Source organism: Pseudomonas sp. NPDC087804, assembly GCF_044742965.1.
GTDB classification, from domain to species: domain Bacteria; phylum Pseudomonadota; class Gammaproteobacteria; order Pseudomonadales; family Pseudomonadaceae; genus Aquipseudomonas; species Aquipseudomonas rustica.
The window spans coordinates 1-17,913 of sequence record NZ_JBIUVN010000007.1; the positions used below are offsets into that span (position 1 = coordinate 1).

Here is a 17,913-nt window from a genome sequence, read left to right on the forward strand (position 1 = left end):
CGCGTCGATTTCATCCTTGCACAGCAGAACCTGCACGGCCATGTCGTGTTCCTACTGCAGTACGAAATTAGTGAAAAGCAACTGTTCGATGACCACTTTGCCGAGTTCTTTCTGCGCCACTTCCTGGACGCTGGCGGTGGCCTTCTGGCGCAACATCTCTTGGCCGACCGGCGTCGCCAGTGTGGCGAAATCCTGACCGGAGAAGAGCATCACCAGGTTGTTGCGGATAACCGGCATGTGCACTTTCAGCGCTTCCAGATCGGCCTGATTGCGCCCGAGCATGGTGATGCTCACCTGCATGTAGCGCTGACGGCCGTTCTGGTTGTAGTTCGCAACGAAGGCCGGCGCCATCGGTTCGAAAATCGCCGGTTGTTTGCCGGTCGGGGCGGTTTCAGCCGCAGCCTCTGGTTTGCTCTGGGCACTGTGCATGAAGAACCAGGTCGCCCCCACGGATGCACCAATGGCCAACAGCAACGCCAGCACGATCATGATGATCAGCTTGAGTTTGCCTTTGGTTGCGGGGTCTTTTACTGCTGCAGCTTCGCTCTTCGCCATGCCAATAATCCGTCACTAATCAGGTTTTCACAGTCGCACGGCAAGGCAAGAGCAAGTGTTATGCCAGAAGTGTCGGCCGGGGATCGGCGCCTGGATCAACAGGACTGAAAAGCAAAAGATCGCAGCCTTCGGCAGCTCCTACAATTGGATGTGTACACCCTGTAGGAGCTGCCGAAGGCTGCGATCTTTTGGTATCGCTACAACCCGTCAGGCGTAATAGTCGACGGCGCTGCTGCCGATCACGCTGGTGGTGTTGGCAGCAATCTCGGCCGCGCTGACCGGGGTAATTTCTTCATCCGCCGAATCCAGACGACCACCGGCCGCGCTGGTACGACCGCTCTGTCCCTGCTGCGCCTGTTCCTGACCCTGCTGGCCCTGCCAGCCACGGCTTTGATCAGACACATTAACGTCAACCTGGCCCATGCCCTGCTGCGTGAACATCTCGCGCAGTCGATGCATCTGGCTGTCGAGCGCCTCCCGCACGCTCGGATGCGCACTCATGAACGTCACTTGGGTCTGCTGATCCGGCACCAGATTCACGCGGATATCCAGGCGCCCCAGCTCAGCCGGCTGCAACTGAATATCCGCCGCCTTCAGGTTGGCGCTGGACAGGTACATGACGCGGTTGACCACTTCTTCCGTCCAGCCGCTCTGATGCATGGCAATCGGCTGATTCACCGGCACGGCGTTCGCGGTTTTTGGTGTGGCAGCCTGCGTCAACGCAGCGAGACGGTTGGCGAAATCATCAACGCGGGTATCGCTGGTCGCAGTCTTGAGGTCTTTGAGACCGTCATCGATCAGGCCGCTGAACGCTTTGTCGCCGCCCTGACTGGTGCTGTCCTTGTCGGCTTGCACGTCGAGCATGCTGGCCATGCCAGCGGCGAAGTTCTGCGCCGAGGTCAATTCGCCGTCAGCCTGAGCCTGTGCCGAGGTGGTTTTCGGTTGCGCCTGGCTGGCAGCGGAAATATGCCCGCCCTGCTCCATCGCCAAACGCACCGCCGGCATCGAATCGAGCGGATCGGCTGCCGGGTCGAAATCGCTATCGGTCGAGGCCGCCGGGTCTTTGACTGCTGGCAACAAGGCGACCGCTGGTGTTTCGGCTTCAGGTTGCGCCGGTGCAGCGACAACCGGGGCTGGCACCACAGGCGCAGCCACCGGTTGCACGGCAACAGCTAAGGCCGGATCAAGCGCTGGATCAGTCACGCTGGCGTCGGCAACCGGCGTTTGCGCAGGATCGGTAGTGTCATCGCTGGCAGCGGTGTCATCGGTCGCAGCAGATTTGTCGGCAGGCAAGGCATTGCCGCTATCGGCAACCGCCGGAGCCGGGGCGGCAGATTGATCCTTGGCGAGGTCTTTCTTGCCAGCGCTGTCAGCGGCTTTATCGCGCGCGGTTTTCGCCGGGTTATCGGTGCTGACAACAGGCTTGTTCGCACCCTGATCGGCGAACACTTTGGCGAAGCTGGAGGCTTTATCTACGGGCTCTGCGGCCATCGCCGACGATTTGGCCGAGGCAGCTTGCGCCTTGGCCTGAGCGGCATTCTGAAGAAGGATATTGGGGGTCGCAGGCATGAAACGGTCTCCGCTGCACGGGGCTCGTAAGTACAGTTGAGAAAATTGATTGCAAGTGCCGGGCCAGTTTCGCCGAACGCTTGAGAAAAGCGTCCGGCGGCCGGTTCAATGAGTATGCGCGTGCTGCCGTTCGCTTTCGTAAACCGGGCGAACGCCATCAAATTCGAGGCTGATTTCAGCGACCAGTTTGACGATTTCAGCGGGACTTTTGTGTCTGGCGTCCGACTCCAGTGCCTGGCACAACTCGGCCAGGCGAACAGCGCCCATGTTGCTCGCGCTGCCCTTCAAGCTGTGAGCGACCTCCGACAGCTTTTCGGCATCGGCGGTCGCTTGCAGCTCCTGCAAGCGACTTTCGGAATCCGTCAGGAAGGTATCCAGCAAATCCGGATAGTTCTCCTCCATGACGTCACGCAAAGTATCGAGTACGTCGCGATCCACATGTGGGTCAGTCACTTGTTCACTCCTTGATCAAGAATTGCGCGGATTATGCCTGAACCTCCCAGAAAAACTCCACGCGGGCACTACGACCTTCGTCCGACCAACTGGCGTTACGCCCCAGTTGTCGCACCAGGCTGACCCCACGTCCCGACAAACGGACATTTTCCAGCGGCCGCTCCATCACCCGCGCCACATCAAAACCCTTGCCACTGTCTTCAACGCGAATCACCAGACAACCGCCCTGCTCTTGCGGCGTGACCTGCAAATGCACGCGCACGTAGCCGTCCTGCAATGCTTCCAGCCGCGTGTTGCGTTGTTCGTAATAACGCGCGAACCCCACCGCATCGCGCTTGAGACTGGAATCGAGACCGAGCACGCCATGTTCCAGCGCATTGGAGTACAACTCGGCGAGCACGCTGTACAACGCGCCGCTCTGCCCGCGCAGGCCATGCACTTCCAGCAGCAACTGCAACAGGTACGGCAAAGGGTTGAAGCGCTTGAGCGTGGCACCGCGAAACTCGAAGCTCACCGACCAATCGAGCGGGCATGACTGGCCGCTGTCGGAATACACCGGCGCCGTCGGCTTGAGCTGCGCCGGCGCAAGCAGGCTGACTTCAACCATGCTGACATCGTCGCGCGCCTCGCCACGAAAATCCCGCAGCGCCTGCTCGATGTCCTCGAACAACCGGTCAGGCTCACGATTGGCGGCAAACACCTGCTGCAAGCGCTCGACACCGAACAGCTGATCATTGGCATCGCTGGTATCGATGACGCCGTCGGACAGCAGAAACACCCGATCATCGACGGCCATCGCATGCACTTCGGTGCTGTCATCAAAGGCCTGCGCGCTCAACACGCCGAGCGGTAAATGCCGTGCTTTCAGCGGAACCCGCTCACCCGTCGCGAGCCGGTGCAGATAACCGTCGGGCATGCCGCCGTTCCACACTTCCACCGAGCGCCGCAGCGAGCTCAGGCAGAGCAACGTGGCGCAACAGAACATGTCGACCGGCAGGATGCGTTTGAGCTTCGCGTTCATCTCGCGCAGGGTTTCCGCCAGGCCGTAGCCCTTGGCGGTCATCCCGTAAAACACTTCGGCAAGCGGCATAGCGCCCACCGCTGCCGGCAACCCATGGCCGGTGAAATCGCCGAGCAACACATGCATATCACCCGCCGGCGTATACGCCGCCAGCAGCAGGTCGCCGTTGAACAGCGCGTAAGGCGATTGCAGGTAGCGAATGTTCGGCGCGCTGAGGCAACCGGAGTGCGCGACCTTGTCGAACACCGCTTTGGCCACGCGCTGCTCGTTGAGCAGGTAATCGTGGTGTTTGGCGATCAGGTCGCGTTGCTGCAACACGGTGTCTTGCAGGCGGCGCAAGCGATCCATCGCCTTGATTTTGGCGGCAAGGATGATCTGGTTGTAGGGCTTCGCCAGAAAGTCGTCGCCGCCCGCCTCCAGGCAACGCACCAGTGCTTCACTTTCGCTGAGCGAGGTCAGGAAGATGATCGGCACCAGCGTTTCGCCCGCCAGCAGTTTGATCTGCCGCGCCGCTTCGAAGCCGTCCATCACCGGCATCATTGCGTCCATCAGCACCAGTTGTGGCTGCTGCTGACGGAACAACTCGACCGCTTCGGCACCGTTGGCGGCCGCCAGCACTTCGTGGCCCTGACGGCGGACGATGGTCGACAACAACAGGCGATCGGCGGCGCTGTCTTCGGCGATCAGGATAGTCAGCGGCTCTTGCGCCTGCATTGCCGTCACGTGATGTCGAAGAGTTTGTCGAAATTGGAGATGGCGAGGATTTTGCGCACGTCGGAGTTGGGGTTAACCACCCGGATGTCCGAATCATCACCGCCCGCGTGGTCACGCAGGAGCAGCAGCATCCCGAGCGCGGAACTGTCCAGATAAGTGGTCTCTTTCAGATCCAGCTCGTAGGAGTTTGGCTCGGGGTCGACCCGTTCATAGGAATTGCGAAATTCCTGATGTTTGCCGAAATCGAATCGGCCTTTGACCGAGATTCTGAGCTTTTTCCCATCCGGTGAGACTTCTGCAACGACTGACATTGACTGGCTTCCTTGTCATTGACGAACGTGTACAAGGTTTAGCATCTGACTGACCTCGGGGCAAGGAACAAGCAACGTCAAAAGATCGCAGCCTTCGGCAGCTCCTACAGGGATCGCGTGCAGGAGCTGCCGAAGGCTGCGATCTTTTGATCTTCTAAAAGGGTTCATGCCGTGGCAGGCGCTGCGACAATTCGTCGAGCAATTTCTGCTCGCGTTTGTCTTCAAGCCGCTGGGCTTCTTCGCGGTAGCGCTGCACCAGTTTGCGCAAGCCTTCAACCTTAGCAAACGCCTGTTGCCAGGCCTCGCGCGCCTTATCGAGATTGTTCTGGTGCCAGTTCAGACTCTGCCGCTGCTGATCAACAGCCGTGTCGAGTTGCGCCAGAAACCCCTGAAAACCCAGCAACCACTGCCCGGTCACGCCGGTGCTGCCGCGTACGATCCACTGCTCGGAATAATCCAGACGAAAGGCATTAAGGTCGGCGAGTTTGCTTTCGGCCACCTTCACCTGGCCCTGAAAGTAACCGAGGCGCTGCACGGCGGTTTTCTCGGCTTTTTCAGCCATGTCCACCACCGGCGCCAGACGCGCGGCTCGACTGACGGCAGCCATGACCGGTTACCCGCCCGCCGCTGGGGCGAACAGGGTTTCCAGATAAGCCTGGCTTTCGCCCATGTTGATTTTGTCGTTGAGCCCCTGACGCTGGTAGCGCACCAACTGCGGGTGCAGGGAGATCGCCAGATCGGTTTCGCGATCGCCACCGGCAACGTAGGCACCCACGCTGATCAAGTCGCGGCTCTGCTGATAGCGCGACCACAACTGCTTGAAATACTGCGCACGCTGCATGTGCTCAACCGAGACCACGGCCGGCATCACCCGGCTGATCGACGCTTCGATATCGATGGCCGGGTAATGACCTTCCTCGGCCAGACGCCGCGACAACACGATGTGGCCGTCGAGCACGCCTCGCGCCGAGTCGGCAATCGGATCCTGCTGGTCATCGCCTTCGGACAACACAGTGTAGAACGCGGTAATCGAACCCCCGCCCTTCTCCGCATTACCGGCGCGCTCCACCAGTTTCGGCAACTTGGCGAACACCGATGGCGGATAACCCTTGGTCGCTGGCGGCTCGCCGATGGCCAGAGCGATTTCCCGCTGGGCCTGAGCGAAACGCGTCAGCGAATCCATCAGCAGCAGGACGTTCTTGCCCTTGTCGCGGAAATACTCGGCGATGCGCGTGCAGTACATCGCCGCGCGCAGACGCATCAGCGGCGCATCGTCCGCCGGAGAGGCGACGACCACCGAGCGCTTGAGACCTTCTTCACCGAGGCTGTGCTCGATGAATTCCTTAACTTCTCGACCGCGCTCACCGATCAGCCCGACGACAATAATGTCGGCCTCGGTGAAGCGCGTCATCATGCCCAACAGCACGGATTTACCAACGCCAGTACCGGCGAACAGACCGAGACGCTGACCACGCCCCACCGTCAGCAAACCGTTGATGCAACGAATGCCGACGTCCAGCGGTTCGCTGATCGGGTCACGGTTGAGCGGGTTGATCGTCGGGCCGTCCATCGGCACCCAGTCTTCGGCTTTCATGCCGCCCTTGCCGTCCAGCGCACGACCGGCGCCATCCAGCACGCGACCGAGCATGCTCATGCCCATCGGCAAACGTCCGGTGTCGGCGAGCGGCACCACGCGGGCGCCCGGGGCGATGCCGGCGACACTGCCGGCCGGCATCAGAAAAACTTTGCTACCGGAGAAACCCATGACTTCCGCTTCCACCTGCGAGGGGTGATAGCTGTCGTCGTTGATCACCAGGCAGCGCGTGCCCATGGCGGCACGCAGGCCTTCGGCTTCGAGGGTGAGGCCAACCATGCGCAGCAGGCGACCTTCAAGAATCGGCGCCCCGGCAATTTCGACGGCCTCGGCATAGCTGCTCAGGCGCTTGGCGAAGCTGGTGCGTTCAAGGCGCATCGGGGACGTCCGCGAGCGGCTCTTCAGCAGTGGCCGCCGGTTTTACGTCTTCGGGAATGTCCAGGCTCAAATCCGCTTCTGCCGGATGCAAAGCTTGTTCGTGCAACTGATCGAACAGTTTAGCCATGACCTGACCAACGCGGGTTTCGATGCTCGCGTCGATGCGACTGTGCGCGGTTTCGACCCGGCAACCGCCCGGCAGCAGCGCTTCGTCTTCAACGATGCGCCAGGTTTCTTCATGACGTTCGCGCAGGGCTTTGGCCTGCTCGAAGTCCTGCGGATTGACGTACAGACGCACGTTGTCGACGCCCAGCGGCAACAGCTTGAGGGCGTCGCGCATGACGTGTTCGATCTGAGTCGAATTGATGGCCAGTTCGCGCTGAATCACCTGTTTGGTGATGTGTTGCACGAGGTCGATCAGCGATTTTTCGATCTGCGTATCCTGCTCGGCGATCGGCTCGAACAGGTTGGCCATCAACTGCTCAAGGCTGGCGAGTTTGGCGGCCAGAGCGACCTCGGCTTCCTGACGCACCTTAAGAGTGGCGCTGTGGAAACCTTCCTTTTCGCCGATGGCGAAGCCCTCGTTGTAAGCCTCCTGACGGATGCTTTCGAGTTCTTCCAGGGTCAGTGGCTGGACTTCGTCCAGCGGCACTTCTTCCATTTCCGGCGGTTCAGGCTCGGGTTCTGGCTCGGGTTCCGGTTTTGGCGGATCGAAGCTCGGCAGCGCCCAGGATTCGAAACCCCGAACATCGCGGGCGCGGATCAGATCTGTCACAGACTCGTCATGCTTGTCCATGGGCTTAGATCATTTCCTCGCCGCCCTTGCCACCGAGGACGATTTCTCCGGCTTCGGCCATACGGCGGGCGATGGTGAGGATTTCCTTCTGCGCGGTTTCTACGTCGCTGACGCGCACCGGGCCCTTCGCTTCGAGGTCGTCGCGCAGCAGTTCGGCGGCACGCTTGGACATGTTCTTGAAGATCTTTTCTTTGACGCCTTCGTCCGAACCCTTGAGGGCCAGCACCAGCACGTCAGAAGACACTTCGCGCAGCAACGCCTGAATGCCACGGTCGTCGACATCGGCGAGGTTGTTGAACACGAACATGAGGTCTTCGATCTGACCGGACAGGTCTTCGTCGACTTCGCGGATCGAGTCCATGAGCTGGCCTTCGATCGAGCTGTCGAGGAAGTTCATGATGTCCGCCGCACGCTTGATGCCACCCAGGGTGGTGCGCGAGGCATTCGAGTTGCCGGAGAACTGCTTCTCGAGAATCTGGTTCAGCTCTTTCAATGCCGCTGGCTGCACGGTGTTCAGCGACGACACGCGCAGGATGATGTCCAGACGCACTTTGTGGTCGAAGTTGCCGAGCACTTCACCGGCCTGATCGGGGTCGAGGTAGGCCACCACGATCGCTTGAATCTGCGGGTGTTCGTAACGGATCACGTCAGCAACGGCGCGCGGCTCCATCCATTTCAGGCTGTCGAGGCCGCTGGTGTTGCCACCGAGCAGGATGCGGTCGATCAGGCCGTTGGCCTTGTCTTCGCCCAAGGCTTGCGTGAGCATTTTGCGCACGTAGTCATCGGAGCCGACGCCGAGGCTGGTCTGGTCGCCGACGATGTCGACGAACTCGCTCATCACTTGTTCGACCTGCTCGCGATGGACGTTGCCCATCTGCGCCATAGCCACGCCGACCCGCTGAACCTCTTTCGGGCCCATGTGGCGCAACACTTGTGCGGCATCGGTCGAACCCAGGGACAGCAGCAGAATCGCGGCTTTGTCGACCTTGTTCAGTTTGACGCTGGCGGCTCGGTTATCACTCATCTGCGTTAATCCACTCTTTCACGACCTGGGCCACGCGACCCGGGTCTTCTGCCACCAGACTCTTGATTGCATTCAGCTGCGCGTCATAACCCTCGCTCGGGCTAGGCAGCAGAATGGATTGCGGACCACCGAGGCTGACGCGGTCGTTGGCCAGTTCGCCATCCAGACCGCCCATGCCACCGAGCTCGACATCGCTGCCCAGCGCCAGCTCTTTGCTGCGGCCGCCGTTGGTGATGTTGTTGAGTACCGGACGCAGCACGCCGAACACCAGCACGAGGATGAACAACACACCCAGCACTTGTTTGACGATGTCCCAGAACCATGGCTGAGAGTAGAACGGAATGTCGGCAATCACTTCACCGCGTTCAGCGGAGAACGGCATGTTGATCACGCTGACGCTGTCGCCACGGCTGGCGTCAAAACCGACGGCGTCCTGCACCAGACGGGTGAAGCGCGCCAATTCGTCGGCGGTCCACGGCGCGCGGGTGGTTTCACCGTTGGCCGCATTGACCTTGACCTGATCGTCGACCACCACCGACACCGACAGACGATTCAGGCGGCCCTGCTGCTGTTTGGTGTGGCTGATCGAACGGTCGAGCTCGAAGTTCTTGGTGGATTGTTGACGCTTGTCTGCCGGATACGGCGCGAGCATTGGCTGGCCGGTGGCCGGATCCATGATCTGCTGACCGTTGGCATCCACCAGTGGCTGACCCGGTTGCACCATGGCAGCCGGCGCGGCGGCATTGGCGGTGGTCTGCGGTGCCGAGGCTGGCGACGGCGGCTGGTTGCTCAAGGCACCCGGCACACCTTGCGGGCCATTGCTGGCGGTGCGTTGTTCGTTGACCGACTGCTCGCTGCGCAACGCCGGTTGATCCGGGTTGAACTGCTCGGCGGTGGATTCGACGGCATTGAAATCGATATCGGCCGAGACTTCAGCCTTGTAGCGATCGTTGCCCAGCACCGGTTGCAGAATGTTGTGTACGCGCTGGGTGAGCATGCTTTCCATGCGGCGGCTGTAATCGAACTGCTTGCCGGCCATGGTCATTTCGGAGTTTTCCGCCTGATCAGAGAGCAAGGTGCCCTTCTGGTCGACGACGGTGATCTGCGATTTGCTCAACTCGGGAACGGAAGTCGCCACCAGGTTGATGATCGCAATCACCTGACCCGGCTCCAGCGAACGACCGGAGTACAGCTCAACCAGAACCGAAGCGCTTGGCTTGCGTTCATCACGGACGAACACCGAGCTTTTCGGAATCGCCAGGTGCACGCGGGCACCCTTGACGTTGTTCAGGCTGGAAATGGTGCGTGCCAGTTCGCCTTCGAGGCCGCGACGATAACGGGTCGCTTCCATGAACTGGCTGGTGCCCAGACCCTGTTCCTTGTCGAGGATTTCGAAACCGATATTGCCGTCGCTGGGAGTGACACCAGCGGCTGCGAGTTTCATCCGCGCACGGGACAAGTCTTCAGCCTTGACCAGCAAGGCACCGGAGTTCGGTTCGACGTTGTAAGGAATGTCAGCGGCGGCCAGGGTGTCCATGACCTGCTTGGCGTCCATGCCGGCAAGGCTGCCGTACAACGGACGATAATCCGGCTGCTGCGACCACAGCACCACGGCAAAGCCAATCGCCACGCTCGCTGCCAGGCCGACCAACAGGCCCACCTGACGCAGCATGGTCATCTCGGAGAGGTTTTCCAGGAAGGACAAGCCGAACAGCGGCGGTTTGCCGTCTATCGGGGTGGCCTTGGCCGGAACGTTATCGGCGACTGCTTCTGCCATGACTCAATCTCGTCCTTAAACCGGCATCTGCATGATGTCTTGATACGCCTGAACCAGTTTGTTGCGCACCTGGGTCAGAGCCTGGAACGACACGCTGGCTTTTTGCGAAGCGATCATCACGTCAGTCAGGTCGACGCCGGTCTTGCCGACTTCGAAGGCATTGGCCAACTGAGTGGACGCCTGCTGGGTATCGCTGACTTTGTTGATGGCCTGACCGAGCATGTCGGAAAAGCTGCTGCCCGCCATTTCCGGCACGGCGGAAGTGGTCTTCGGCGAAGACATGGCGTCCATTTTCATGGCCTTCATGTCCATCATCAACCGATTAAATTCAATACCTTGGCTCATGGTCTACTCTCTTGGGCGGCCCGCAATTTTTTGACACTCACTCGGCGGGTACACAGGTATTAGCAACAAGGGTGCCAGCTCGGCGGACTTCTTCCACAAAAGCCAATCGGGGCACCGCGCGAACAGCGAAGCCACCGCAAATCACTGTGGGAGGGGGCTTGCTCCCGAAGACGGCGTGTCAGTCGATATTTATGCAACCGACACGCCGCCTTCGGGAGCAAGCCCCCTCCCACAATGGGTCTGCAGTGAGTTCAGGTGGCGAATAAGTACGCTTCGACATCCATCCCGGCGTCACGCATTTGCGCCAGTTTGTAGCGCAGGGTGCGCGGGCTGATGCCGAGCTTTTCCGCCGCCTCTTTGCGCCGGCCACGCTCGCTGCGCAGGGTGTCGATGATCATCTGAAACTCCCGGCGGCGCAGGTCATCGCCCAAGGCACCGGCGGAATCCGCCTCGATCTCGACTTCACGAATCACCGGCGCAGCGGGCGCTGGCGTCGGCAATGTGGCAAACATCACCGGGCCGGACAGGCAGAAATCCTGCGGCTGGATCAAACCGCCCTGCTGCAGAATCAAGGCGCGCTGAATGGCGTTATCCAGCTCGCGGACATTGCCCGGCCACGGGTAACCGGTCAGGCACGCTTGCGCCTCGGGCGAGAGTTTTGCCGACGCGTGCTTCATTTTATTGACGTGTTTGGCCAGCAGACGCTCGGCCAGCGGCAGGATGTCGGCGGTGCGCTCGCGCAACGGCCGCCAGGCCAGCGGAAAAACCGACAGCCGATAGAACAAGTCTTCACGGAAACGCCCCGCCGCCACTTCACCGGCCAGATCACGGTTAGTGGTGGCGACCACGCGAATATCCAGGGTGATCGGCTTGCGCGCGCCAACCCGCTCGACTTCGCGCTCTTGCAGGACGCGCAGCAGTTTGGCTTGCAGGCCCAGCGGCATTTCGGAAATTTCGTCGAGCAGAATGGTGCCGCCATCTGCCTGTTCAAACTTGCCGGCCTGAGCAGCAATGGCGCCGGTGAACGAGCCTTTCTCGTGCCCGAATAATGTCGCTTCGAGCATGTTGTCCGGAATCGCCGCGCAGTTGATCGCAATGAACGGTTGATTGGCGCGATGGGATTGCTGGTGAATGTAGCGCGCCAGCACTTCTTTACCGGTGCCGGACTCACCGGAGATCAGCACCGTGGAATCGCTGCGCGCGACGCGTGCCGCTAACTCAAGAAGCTGGGCGCTGGCCGGTTCGACCGCAATCGGCCCTTCGCTTTCGCTCGCGCCGAGATTGCCCAGCGCATGCCGCGCGACCAGATCGAGCAACGCTTTGGGCTCAAACGGTTTGACCAGATAATCCGCCGCGCCTTGGCGCATCGCATCCACCGCGCGCTCGACTGCGCCGTGGGCAGTCATCAGCAACACCGGCAATTGCGGTTGGCGCGAGCGCAGCAGCGCGAGCAACTGATGACCATCCATGCCGGGCATATTGACGTCGCTGACCACCAGACTGAACGCCTCACGCGCCACCGCCGTCAACGCTTCTTCCGCGCTGCCGACCGCATGGTAATCATGCCCGGCCAGCAACAGCGTGTCGGCCAGCGCTTCGCGCAACGAGCGGTCGTCCTCGACCAGCAAAACCTTGATGCCCATGGCGATCACTCAGCTCCTTGTACAGCGGAAAATAGCGGCAGGATCACCTGCGCGCATGTGCCGCGCCCGACTCGCGAACGCAGCAGCAATTCTCCCTGATGCGCACGGGCGACCGCTTTGACCACGGTCAGGCCGAGGCCAGTGCCGGTCACTTTAGTGGTGAAAAAAGGTTCGCCGAGCCGCGCCAGAACGGCGGGCTCGATGCCGCTGCCGCTGTCACTGACGCTGATGCGCAAGGTGTTGTCGCGGGCGTAGCAATGCACTTTCAGGCGCACGTCACCGGGACTGGCCTGAATGGCGTTTTCGATCAGATTCAGCAGCGCGCCGACCAGCGTGTCGCGGTTGCACAGCAACTCGCCGGCATGACTGTCGCACTGCCAGCGGATAGGCAGATCCTGCACATGGGTCAGCGCGGCGGCTTGCAGCGATTGCATCAGAGCAGTCGGCGTCAGGCGATCGGTCAGCGGCAGCTCGCCACGGGCGAACACCAGCATGTCGCGCACTTGGTGCTCCAGCTCGTGCAGGCGTTCTTTCAGGCGCCCGGCGAAACGTTGTTGAGTGGCGACCGGCAATTCCTGCTCAGTCAAATGACTGGCGTACAGCAATGCAGCAGACAGTGGCGTGCGGATCTGATGGGCCAGCGACGCGACCATGCGTCCCAACGAGGACAAGCGCTCGTGGCGCGCCAGTTGATCTTGCAGATGACGGGTTTCCGTCAAATCGTTGAGCAGCACCAATTGCCCCGGCTCGGCATCCAGCGAGCGGGTGGCAATCGACAGGCGTCGACCGTTTTTCAGAGAGATTTCATGGCCATCGTCTTCACGCGGCGCGAAGCAGCGGGCGATGACGTGGCGCCACAATTCGCCTTCCAGCGGCAGGCCGAGCAACTCGATCGAGGCCGGATTGGCTTCGACGACAATGCCGTGACCGTCAATCACAATGACGCCACCGGGCAACAGATCGAGGAGGTTTTGCAGACGGTTGGCCAGGCGTTCTTTTTCCGCCAGTTCCTGCATGCGCTGGGCGCTGACCACGGCCAGTTCACCCTTGAGCTCGGTGACCCGCGCTTCAAGCATGCTGTAGGAGTCGGTCAGTTGGCTCGACATCTGATTGAACAGCGCGAACGACTGCTCAAGACCCTGCCGGCTGGCCTGCTCTACGGACGAGGATGATGCCTCGGATCGGGAGGCAGAAGAGATCGGGGCGGCGTGGGGCATTGTGGTCTCTCGCGTGGCTGACCGTCAGTTAAACGGAACGTTGCGAGGGATGTAGCAATACCCGTGCCTAAAAAAAACTGCTTATAAATGAAGCAGTTGAAAAACAGGCGTCAATCCTCCGCCTGTTCGTCTCCGTCGCGGCGGCTCATGCCGTACTTGCGCATCTTTTCCACCAGCGTGGTGCGGCGAATACGCAGACGCTCGGCCGCTCGCGCCACGATGCCATTGGCGTCGTCCAGCGCTTGCTGAATAAGGCCTTGTTCGAGACCACCGAGGTAGTCCTTCAAATCCAGGCCTTCCGGCGGCAACAAGGCGTTGGCGGTGAAGTCCGGGGTATGACCGTTGATGGCCACGCGCTCTTCGAGATCACTGCGCAGGCTGTCGACCAGTTGCTCGTCTTCGTCGTCGACGTAGCGGAATTTCTTCGGCAATTCGACCACGCCGATCACCCCGTACGGGTGCATGATCGCCATGCGCTCAACGAGGTTGGCGAGTTCGCGGACGTTGCCCGGCCAGCCGTGACGGCACAGCGACATGATCGCCGCCGAGTTGAAACGGATCGAGCCGCGCTTTTCGTGTTCCATGCGCGAGATCAGTTCGTTCATCAGCAGCGGGATGTCTTCGACGCGCTCACGCAGCGGCGCCATCTCGATCGGGAACACGTTCAGGCGATAGTAGAGATCTTCGCGGAAGGTGCCGATCTCGATCATGCTTTCGAGATTCTTGTGGGTCGCGGCAATGATGCGCACGTCGACGCTCTGGGTCTTGTTGCTGCCCACGCGTTCGAAGGTGCGTTCCTGCAGGACGCGCAGCAGTTTGACCTGCATCGGCAGCGGCATGTCGCCGATTTCGTCGAGGAACAGCGTCCCGCCGTTGGCCAACTCAAAGCGGCCAGCACGGCTGGTGATCGCGCCGGTGAAGGCGCCCTTCTCGTGGCCGAACAATTCGCTTTCGAGCAACTCTGCCGGGATCGCCCCGCAGTTGACCGGCACAAACGGCGCGTCGCGACGCTTGGAGTGGTAATGCAGGTTACGCGCGACCACTTCCTTGCCGGTGCCGGACTCGCCAAGGATCAGCACGCTGGCGTCGGTATCGGCAACTTGCTGCATCATCTGACGCACGTGCTGAATCGCACGGCTGGTACCGACGAGGCTGCGGAACAGGTTGGGTTCGCGATGGCGACCGCGCTCGCGGGCCTGGTCGTACATCTCGCGATAGACCTGGGCACGGTGCAGGGAGTCGAGCAATTTGCTGTAACTCGGCGGCATTTCCAGGGTCGACAACACCCGGCGGCGCTGGTCTTCCGGCAAGTCGACGGAAGAATTATCGCCCATCAGCAAGACGGGAAGGAACTCATCCCAGCTTGAGAGTGTCTTTAACAAGCCCAAAAGCGCGCCAGGAGCATTAACCGTCCCGATCAGTACGCAAATGACTTCACGACTAGACGACAAAGAGCCGACTGCCTGCTGCCAGTCATGGCTGCCGCAGGGTAAATTTTCTTCGCCGAGAAAATTTAAAATCACCGCCAGGTCGCGGCGGCGGACGCTATCGTCATCGATCAGCAGAATTTTGGTTTCACGCCACATGCAATAGCAACTTCCCTGGTCAACTCAATGCCCGAAAATGGGGGCAAGCGAGACGCTTGCAGGACACTCTGTGCCTGTAGACGCCCGAAATCTGAAAACAGCCACTAGTTAAGTCAAAAAACCGTGCACAGTCAAATTTATGGCGCACATCTCTGGATTAACTGAAGGTTAATTAACCAAACAGATGGTAAACCTTTGCCGCGTTCCGCGCTTGGGTGATCTGCGACATCTCATCGACTATCGCCTGGCGTTCGCCCATTGCCACTTCAAGCAGATCCTTGTAGACGTGAAGCAGCTCTTCGAGGTTCTCGCGCAACGCGACCTCGTCCAGCGAAGCTTCAGCCATGACGTCCTCCATGCAGGAACGGCAAGCCAGATCCAGCTCGCCAATAGCTTCCCAATTGCGCTCTGCCAGAGCACTGACCAGCGACTCTCGGGTATCTGCGATTCTCTGCAAAACAGGACTCATGGTGATCTCCTTTAAAACTGCGGACCTGGCGGAGCAATGCCGTCCCAGCCTTCCTTCACGGTACGCAACAGGCCGGCCACTTCATCGAGAATCCGTGGGTCGCTGCTGATATTGGCTTCGGCCAGACGCTTCATCATGTAGATGTAGAGCTGGTTGAGCTCAGCGACTGAATCGGCGCTGTTTTCCAGATCCAGGCCTTCGCACAATCCGCCGACAATGCCGATGGCTTTGCCGATGGCCGTGCACTTGGCCGGGATGTCTTTGCGTTCGATAGCGCCTTTGGCCTGAGCAATTCGTTCCAGGCCACCTTCCATCAACATTTGCACCAAACGGTGGGGGCTCGCCTCGGAGGTCTGGGCGTGCGCGCCTACTTTCTGGTACTGCCGAAGGGCTAACATCGGGTTCATGTTCTACCTCATTGCCACAATGACTCGTATAACCAGTGTATCGCCAACGAATCTCAAAACTTTAGATGAAAAGACAAAAACCCGGCGCACGCCGATAAAGCGTAGCCGGGTTTTTGTCGTCAGTTCATGACTAACTGGCGGACTTCTGGGCGTCCAGCGAAGCAAAGAACGAGGTGATGTTGCTCGCCGTCGCTTTCATTTGCCCAACCAACAAGTCCATGGCGTTGTACTTGGCGGTCAAGGTCGCCGTCAGGCTGGCAACGTGAATATCTAATGCAGCCTGCTGTTTTTTCAGACTGGCAGCTGCATTGGTCAGATTACTGCTGCGCTGATCAAGCAGGCCCGTACCTGATTTGACATATGGATCGACGGCACTGCCCATGCGGGCTAGCAGACCATTGGTCGAGGTGGTACCGGAAAACAGCTGCTGAACCTGGCCGGCCATACCCGGGATAGCCATACGGTCGTTGAATACTTTGGTATCAAGCGTCAACTCACCGGTTTCCTTGTCGGTCAGCACACCCATCTGCGACAGAACGGCCAACTGGCCGGTTCCCGCCGAGGACTGGGTCAGTTGCGAACGGATATCGGACATCAGCGAGCGTGGCAGCGAGTCCCCGGTAAAGGCAGCCGACACCGTCAGGTTGCCATCCTCATCCGCTGTCGCATTGGACAGGGTGTCGATGGTGCGCTTGAGGGTGTTGTAGGAGTCCATGAACGTCTGCAGCGACGTCTGGATGCCTGCAGTGTTGGTTGCGACGGTGACGTTCGCCGCAGTCTGGTTCCCACCGGCGTCTTTAGGGCTCGCGGCAACGAGGTTCAGTGTCAGGCCGCTGATTGCCCCGCTGACCGTGTTGCTTTTGCTGGTAACGAGCAACCCGTCAATGGTGATGGCGGCGTCGCCGGCCAACTCACCCACAGCGCCGGAAGCGCCTGCGGCCGGGTTATCACCCATTTTCTGGGTACCGTCGATTTCCAGCCCGGCAATACCGCTGACCGTCAGATCCATGCCTGTGCCGGTCTTGCTCGAGTTGATCACCAGGCGCGAAGCACCGGTGCTGTCGGTCACGATGTTGGCAGAGATACCGTTGCTGGCTTGCGCGGTGTTGATCGCGTCTCGCGTGCTTTGCAAGGTCGCATTGGCCGGAATCGCAACATTGTAATCAATGCCATTCTGACTGATTTTCAGAGTACCACTCGGAATGGCACTGGTAGCGCCGCCGGCGAATGCGGCACTGGCGATTTTCGAGCCGGTGGCCAGATTCTTCACCACAACGCTGTAATTGCCCGGCACTGCCGAGCTGTCGGAGGTGGCTCCCAGAATCGCCGGGGTATCCGAGGTGGCAGAGAAACCGGCAAATGCAGGGCTCGTCGCCTTGCCCAGATCCGTCATCGATTTCTGGAACGCGGCCAGCGCACTTTTCAGCGAGCCGACACCGGAGATCTTCAGCGAGTTGGATTTCGTCTGAGTATCGATCTGCGTCTGTTTGGCCGACTTGTCGGCGTTGACCAGCGCGGTCACGATCGAACCGATGTCCAGGCCGGAACCCAGTCCGGAACCCGGTAAAATTGGACTTGCCATGTGCATCTCCCTTCAGATTGTTGCCATTCTTTTGACCGCTACTGGCGTCTTGGGAACGAACAAACACTATTCATGCCAGCTATCAGACTTTGGCGTCGAACAACACGTGGCTGGCGTTGGCGAGACTGTCTGCAAGCTTTAGAGCTTCTGCGGAGGGAATCTGTCGAACGACTTCACCCGTCTCGCTTGCGATCACTTTGACGATGACTTTTCCGGAATGCTCATCAATCGAGAATTCCAGATTGCGCTTGATCGACTGTACAAACTTCTCGATTTCCTGCACGGCCAACTTCAATTTGGCATCGTCCGTATCCTGACTTTTATCAGCGACAGGAGCGTCAACCTTGGCAACTTTTGGCGTCTCGGACGGCTTGTCGGCCACAGGAGCTGGTGGCTTGGGAGCCGGATAAGACACGCTAAGCTTTACGCTCATGTCCATGCTCATCACCTTCTAACGTAAAAAAGCGAGAGA

At 59.9% G+C, this 17,913-nt stretch carries 18 protein-coding genes; all 18 read right to left on the reverse strand.

Annotation, left to right across the window (positions count from 1 at the left end; genetic code table 11):
• Nucleotides 1–51: 51 nt before the first annotated feature.
• On the reverse strand, nucleotides 52–555 hold the full coding sequence (fliL, locus tag ACIOMO_RS12810; protein ID WP_053118371.1) for a flagellar basal body-associated protein FliL: 504 nt from the start codon (nucleotides 553–555) through the stop codon (nucleotides 52–54).
• Nucleotides 556–762: 207 nt separating this feature from the next.
• Nucleotides 763–2,124, reverse strand: a complete 1,362-nt coding sequence (locus ACIOMO_RS12815; RefSeq protein WP_401241056.1) for a flagellar hook-length control protein FliK — start codon at nucleotides 2,122–2,124, stop codon at nucleotides 763–765.
• A gap of 105 nt (nucleotides 2,125–2,229) precedes the next feature.
• A complete protein-coding gene (locus tag ACIOMO_RS12820) occupies nucleotides 2,230–2,577 on the reverse strand; it encodes an Hpt domain-containing protein (RefSeq protein ID WP_401241059.1) in 348 nt (115 codons plus the stop codon).
• Nucleotides 2,578–2,608: 31 nt separating this feature from the next.
• Nucleotides 2,609–4,312, reverse strand: coding sequence for a fused response regulator/phosphatase (locus ACIOMO_RS12825; protein ID WP_053118366.1), 1,704 nt, complete (start codon nucleotides 4,310–4,312; stop codon nucleotides 2,609–2,611).
• 5 nt (nucleotides 4,313–4,317) lie between these two features.
• A complete protein-coding gene (locus ACIOMO_RS12830) occupies nucleotides 4,318–4,623 on the reverse strand; it encodes an STAS domain-containing protein (RefSeq protein ID WP_159812646.1) in 306 nt (101 codons plus the stop codon).
• Between the two features lie 154 nt (nucleotides 4,624–4,777).
• A complete protein-coding gene (fliJ, locus tag ACIOMO_RS12835) occupies nucleotides 4,778–5,230 on the reverse strand; it encodes a flagellar export protein FliJ (protein ID WP_053118362.1) in 453 nt (150 codons plus the stop codon).
• A gap of 6 nt (nucleotides 5,231–5,236) precedes the next feature.
• Nucleotides 5,237–6,595 (reverse strand): flagellar protein export ATPase FliI, encoded by a 1,359-nt coding sequence (fliI, locus tag ACIOMO_RS12840; RefSeq protein ID WP_401241064.1) that lies wholly within the window; start codon nucleotides 6,593–6,595, stop codon nucleotides 5,237–5,239.
• Nucleotides 6,585–7,391, reverse strand: a complete 807-nt coding sequence (gene fliH, locus ACIOMO_RS12845; protein WP_401241066.1) for a flagellar assembly protein FliH — start codon at nucleotides 7,389–7,391, stop codon at nucleotides 6,585–6,587. Before fliH ends, fliI begins: the two co-directional genes overlap by 11 nt.
• 4 nt (nucleotides 7,392–7,395) lie before the next feature.
• Nucleotides 7,396–8,415, reverse strand: a complete 1,020-nt coding sequence (gene fliG / locus ACIOMO_RS12850) for a flagellar motor switch protein FliG (RefSeq protein WP_053118356.1) — start codon at nucleotides 8,413–8,415, stop codon at nucleotides 7,396–7,398.
• Nucleotides 8,408–10,192 (reverse strand): flagellar basal-body MS-ring/collar protein FliF, encoded by a 1,785-nt coding sequence (fliF, locus tag ACIOMO_RS12855; RefSeq protein WP_053118354.1) that lies wholly within the window; start codon nucleotides 10,190–10,192, stop codon nucleotides 8,408–8,410. The genes fliG and fliF overlap by 8 nt, the downstream gene beginning before the upstream one ends.
• A gap of 15 nt (nucleotides 10,193–10,207) precedes the next feature.
• Complete coding sequence (gene fliE / locus ACIOMO_RS12860; protein WP_053118352.1) at nucleotides 10,208–10,537, reverse strand: flagellar hook-basal body complex protein FliE; 330 nt, start codon at nucleotides 10,535–10,537, stop codon at nucleotides 10,208–10,210.
• A 251-nt stretch (nucleotides 10,538–10,788) separates the two neighbouring features.
• The gene (locus tag ACIOMO_RS12865; RefSeq protein ID WP_401241070.1) at nucleotides 10,789–12,180 is read right to left on the reverse strand and encodes a sigma-54-dependent transcriptional regulator; all 1,392 of its coding nucleotides are present in this window, start codon (nucleotides 12,178–12,180) and stop codon (nucleotides 10,789–10,791) included.
• Nucleotides 12,181–12,185: 5 nt separating this feature from the next.
• Nucleotides 12,186–13,397 (reverse strand): sensor histidine kinase, encoded by a 1,212-nt coding sequence (locus ACIOMO_RS12870; protein ID WP_401241073.1) that lies wholly within the window; start codon nucleotides 13,395–13,397, stop codon nucleotides 12,186–12,188.
• Between the two features lie 110 nt (nucleotides 13,398–13,507).
• Entirely contained in the window at nucleotides 13,508–14,983 is a 1,476-nt protein-coding gene (locus ACIOMO_RS12875) for a sigma-54 dependent transcriptional regulator (protein WP_053118349.1), read from the reverse strand.
• 172 nt (nucleotides 14,984–15,155) lie between these two features.
• A complete protein-coding gene (locus tag ACIOMO_RS12880) occupies nucleotides 15,156–15,452 on the reverse strand; it encodes a hypothetical protein (RefSeq protein WP_053118348.1) in 297 nt (98 codons plus the stop codon).
• A gap of 11 nt (nucleotides 15,453–15,463) precedes the next feature.
• Nucleotides 15,464–15,859, reverse strand: a complete 396-nt coding sequence (fliS, locus tag ACIOMO_RS12885; protein WP_401241076.1) for a flagellar export chaperone FliS — start codon at nucleotides 15,857–15,859, stop codon at nucleotides 15,464–15,466.
• A 130-nt stretch (nucleotides 15,860–15,989) separates the two neighbouring features.
• Nucleotides 15,990–17,441, reverse strand: a complete 1,452-nt coding sequence (gene fliD / locus ACIOMO_RS12890; protein WP_401241078.1) for a flagellar filament capping protein FliD — start codon at nucleotides 17,439–17,441, stop codon at nucleotides 15,990–15,992.
• Nucleotides 17,442–17,523: 82 nt separating this feature from the next.
• Nucleotides 17,524–17,880, reverse strand: a complete 357-nt coding sequence (locus ACIOMO_RS12895; RefSeq protein ID WP_053118342.1) for a flagellar protein FlaG — start codon at nucleotides 17,878–17,880, stop codon at nucleotides 17,524–17,526.
• Between the last annotated feature and the right edge of the window lie 33 nt (nucleotides 17,881–17,913).

What these genes read in the sequence shown, in the direction of transcription:
- fliL (WP_053118371.1), bottom strand. Translation starts at nt 555, where the DNA reads ATGGCGAAGAGCGAAGCTGCAGCAGTAAAAGACCCCGCAACCAAAGGC.
- ACIOMO_RS12815 (WP_401241056.1), bottom strand. Translation starts at nt 2,124, where the DNA reads ATGCCTGCGACCCCCAATATCCTTCTTCAGAATGCCGCTCAGGCCAAG.
- ACIOMO_RS12825 (WP_053118366.1), bottom strand. Translation starts at nt 4,312, where the DNA reads ATGCAGGCGCAAGAGCCGCTGACTATCCTGATCGCCGAAGACAGCGCC.
- ACIOMO_RS12830 (WP_159812646.1), bottom strand. Translation starts at nt 4,623, where the DNA reads ATGTCAGTCGTTGCAGAAGTCTCACCGGATGGGAAAAAGCTCAGAATC.
- fliJ (WP_053118362.1), bottom strand. Translation starts at nt 5,230, where the DNA reads ATGGCTGCCGTCAGTCGAGCCGCGCGTCTGGCGCCGGTGGTGGACATG.
- fliI (WP_401241064.1), bottom strand. Translation starts at nt 6,595, where the DNA reads ATGCGCCTTGAACGCACCAGCTTCGCCAAGCGCCTGAGCAGCTATGCC.
- fliH (WP_401241066.1), bottom strand. Translation starts at nt 7,391, where the DNA reads ATGGACAAGCATGACGAGTCTGTGACAGATCTGATCCGCGCCCGCGAT.
- fliG (WP_053118356.1), bottom strand. Translation starts at nt 8,415, where the DNA reads ATGAGTGATAACCGAGCCGCCAGCGTCAAACTGAACAAGGTCGACAAA.
- fliF (WP_053118354.1), bottom strand. Translation starts at nt 10,192, where the DNA reads ATGGCAGAAGCAGTCGCCGATAACGTTCCGGCCAAGGCCACCCCGATA.
- fliE (WP_053118352.1), bottom strand. Translation starts at nt 10,537, where the DNA reads ATGAGCCAAGGTATTGAATTTAATCGGTTGATGATGGACATGAAGGCC.
- ACIOMO_RS12865 (WP_401241070.1), bottom strand. Translation starts at nt 12,180, where the DNA reads ATGGGCATCAAGGTTTTGCTGGTCGAGGACGACCGCTCGTTGCGCGAA.
- ACIOMO_RS12870 (WP_401241073.1), bottom strand. Translation starts at nt 13,397, where the DNA reads ATGCCCCACGCCGCCCCGATCTCTTCTGCCTCCCGATCCGAGGCATCA.
- ACIOMO_RS12875 (WP_053118349.1), bottom strand. Translation starts at nt 14,983, where the DNA reads ATGTGGCGTGAAACCAAAATTCTGCTGATCGATGACGATAGCGTCCGC.
- ACIOMO_RS12880 (WP_053118348.1), bottom strand. Translation starts at nt 15,452, where the DNA reads ATGAGTCCTGTTTTGCAGAGAATCGCAGATACCCGAGAGTCGCTGGTC.
- fliS (WP_401241076.1), bottom strand. Translation starts at nt 15,859, where the DNA reads ATGAACCCGATGTTAGCCCTTCGGCAGTACCAGAAAGTAGGCGCGCAC.
- fliD (WP_401241078.1), bottom strand. Translation starts at nt 17,441, where the DNA reads ATGGCAAGTCCAATTTTACCGGGTTCCGGACTGGGTTCCGGCCTGGAC.
- ACIOMO_RS12895 (WP_053118342.1), bottom strand. Translation starts at nt 17,880, where the DNA reads ATGGACATGAGCGTAAAGCTTAGCGTGTCTTATCCGGCTCCCAAGCCA.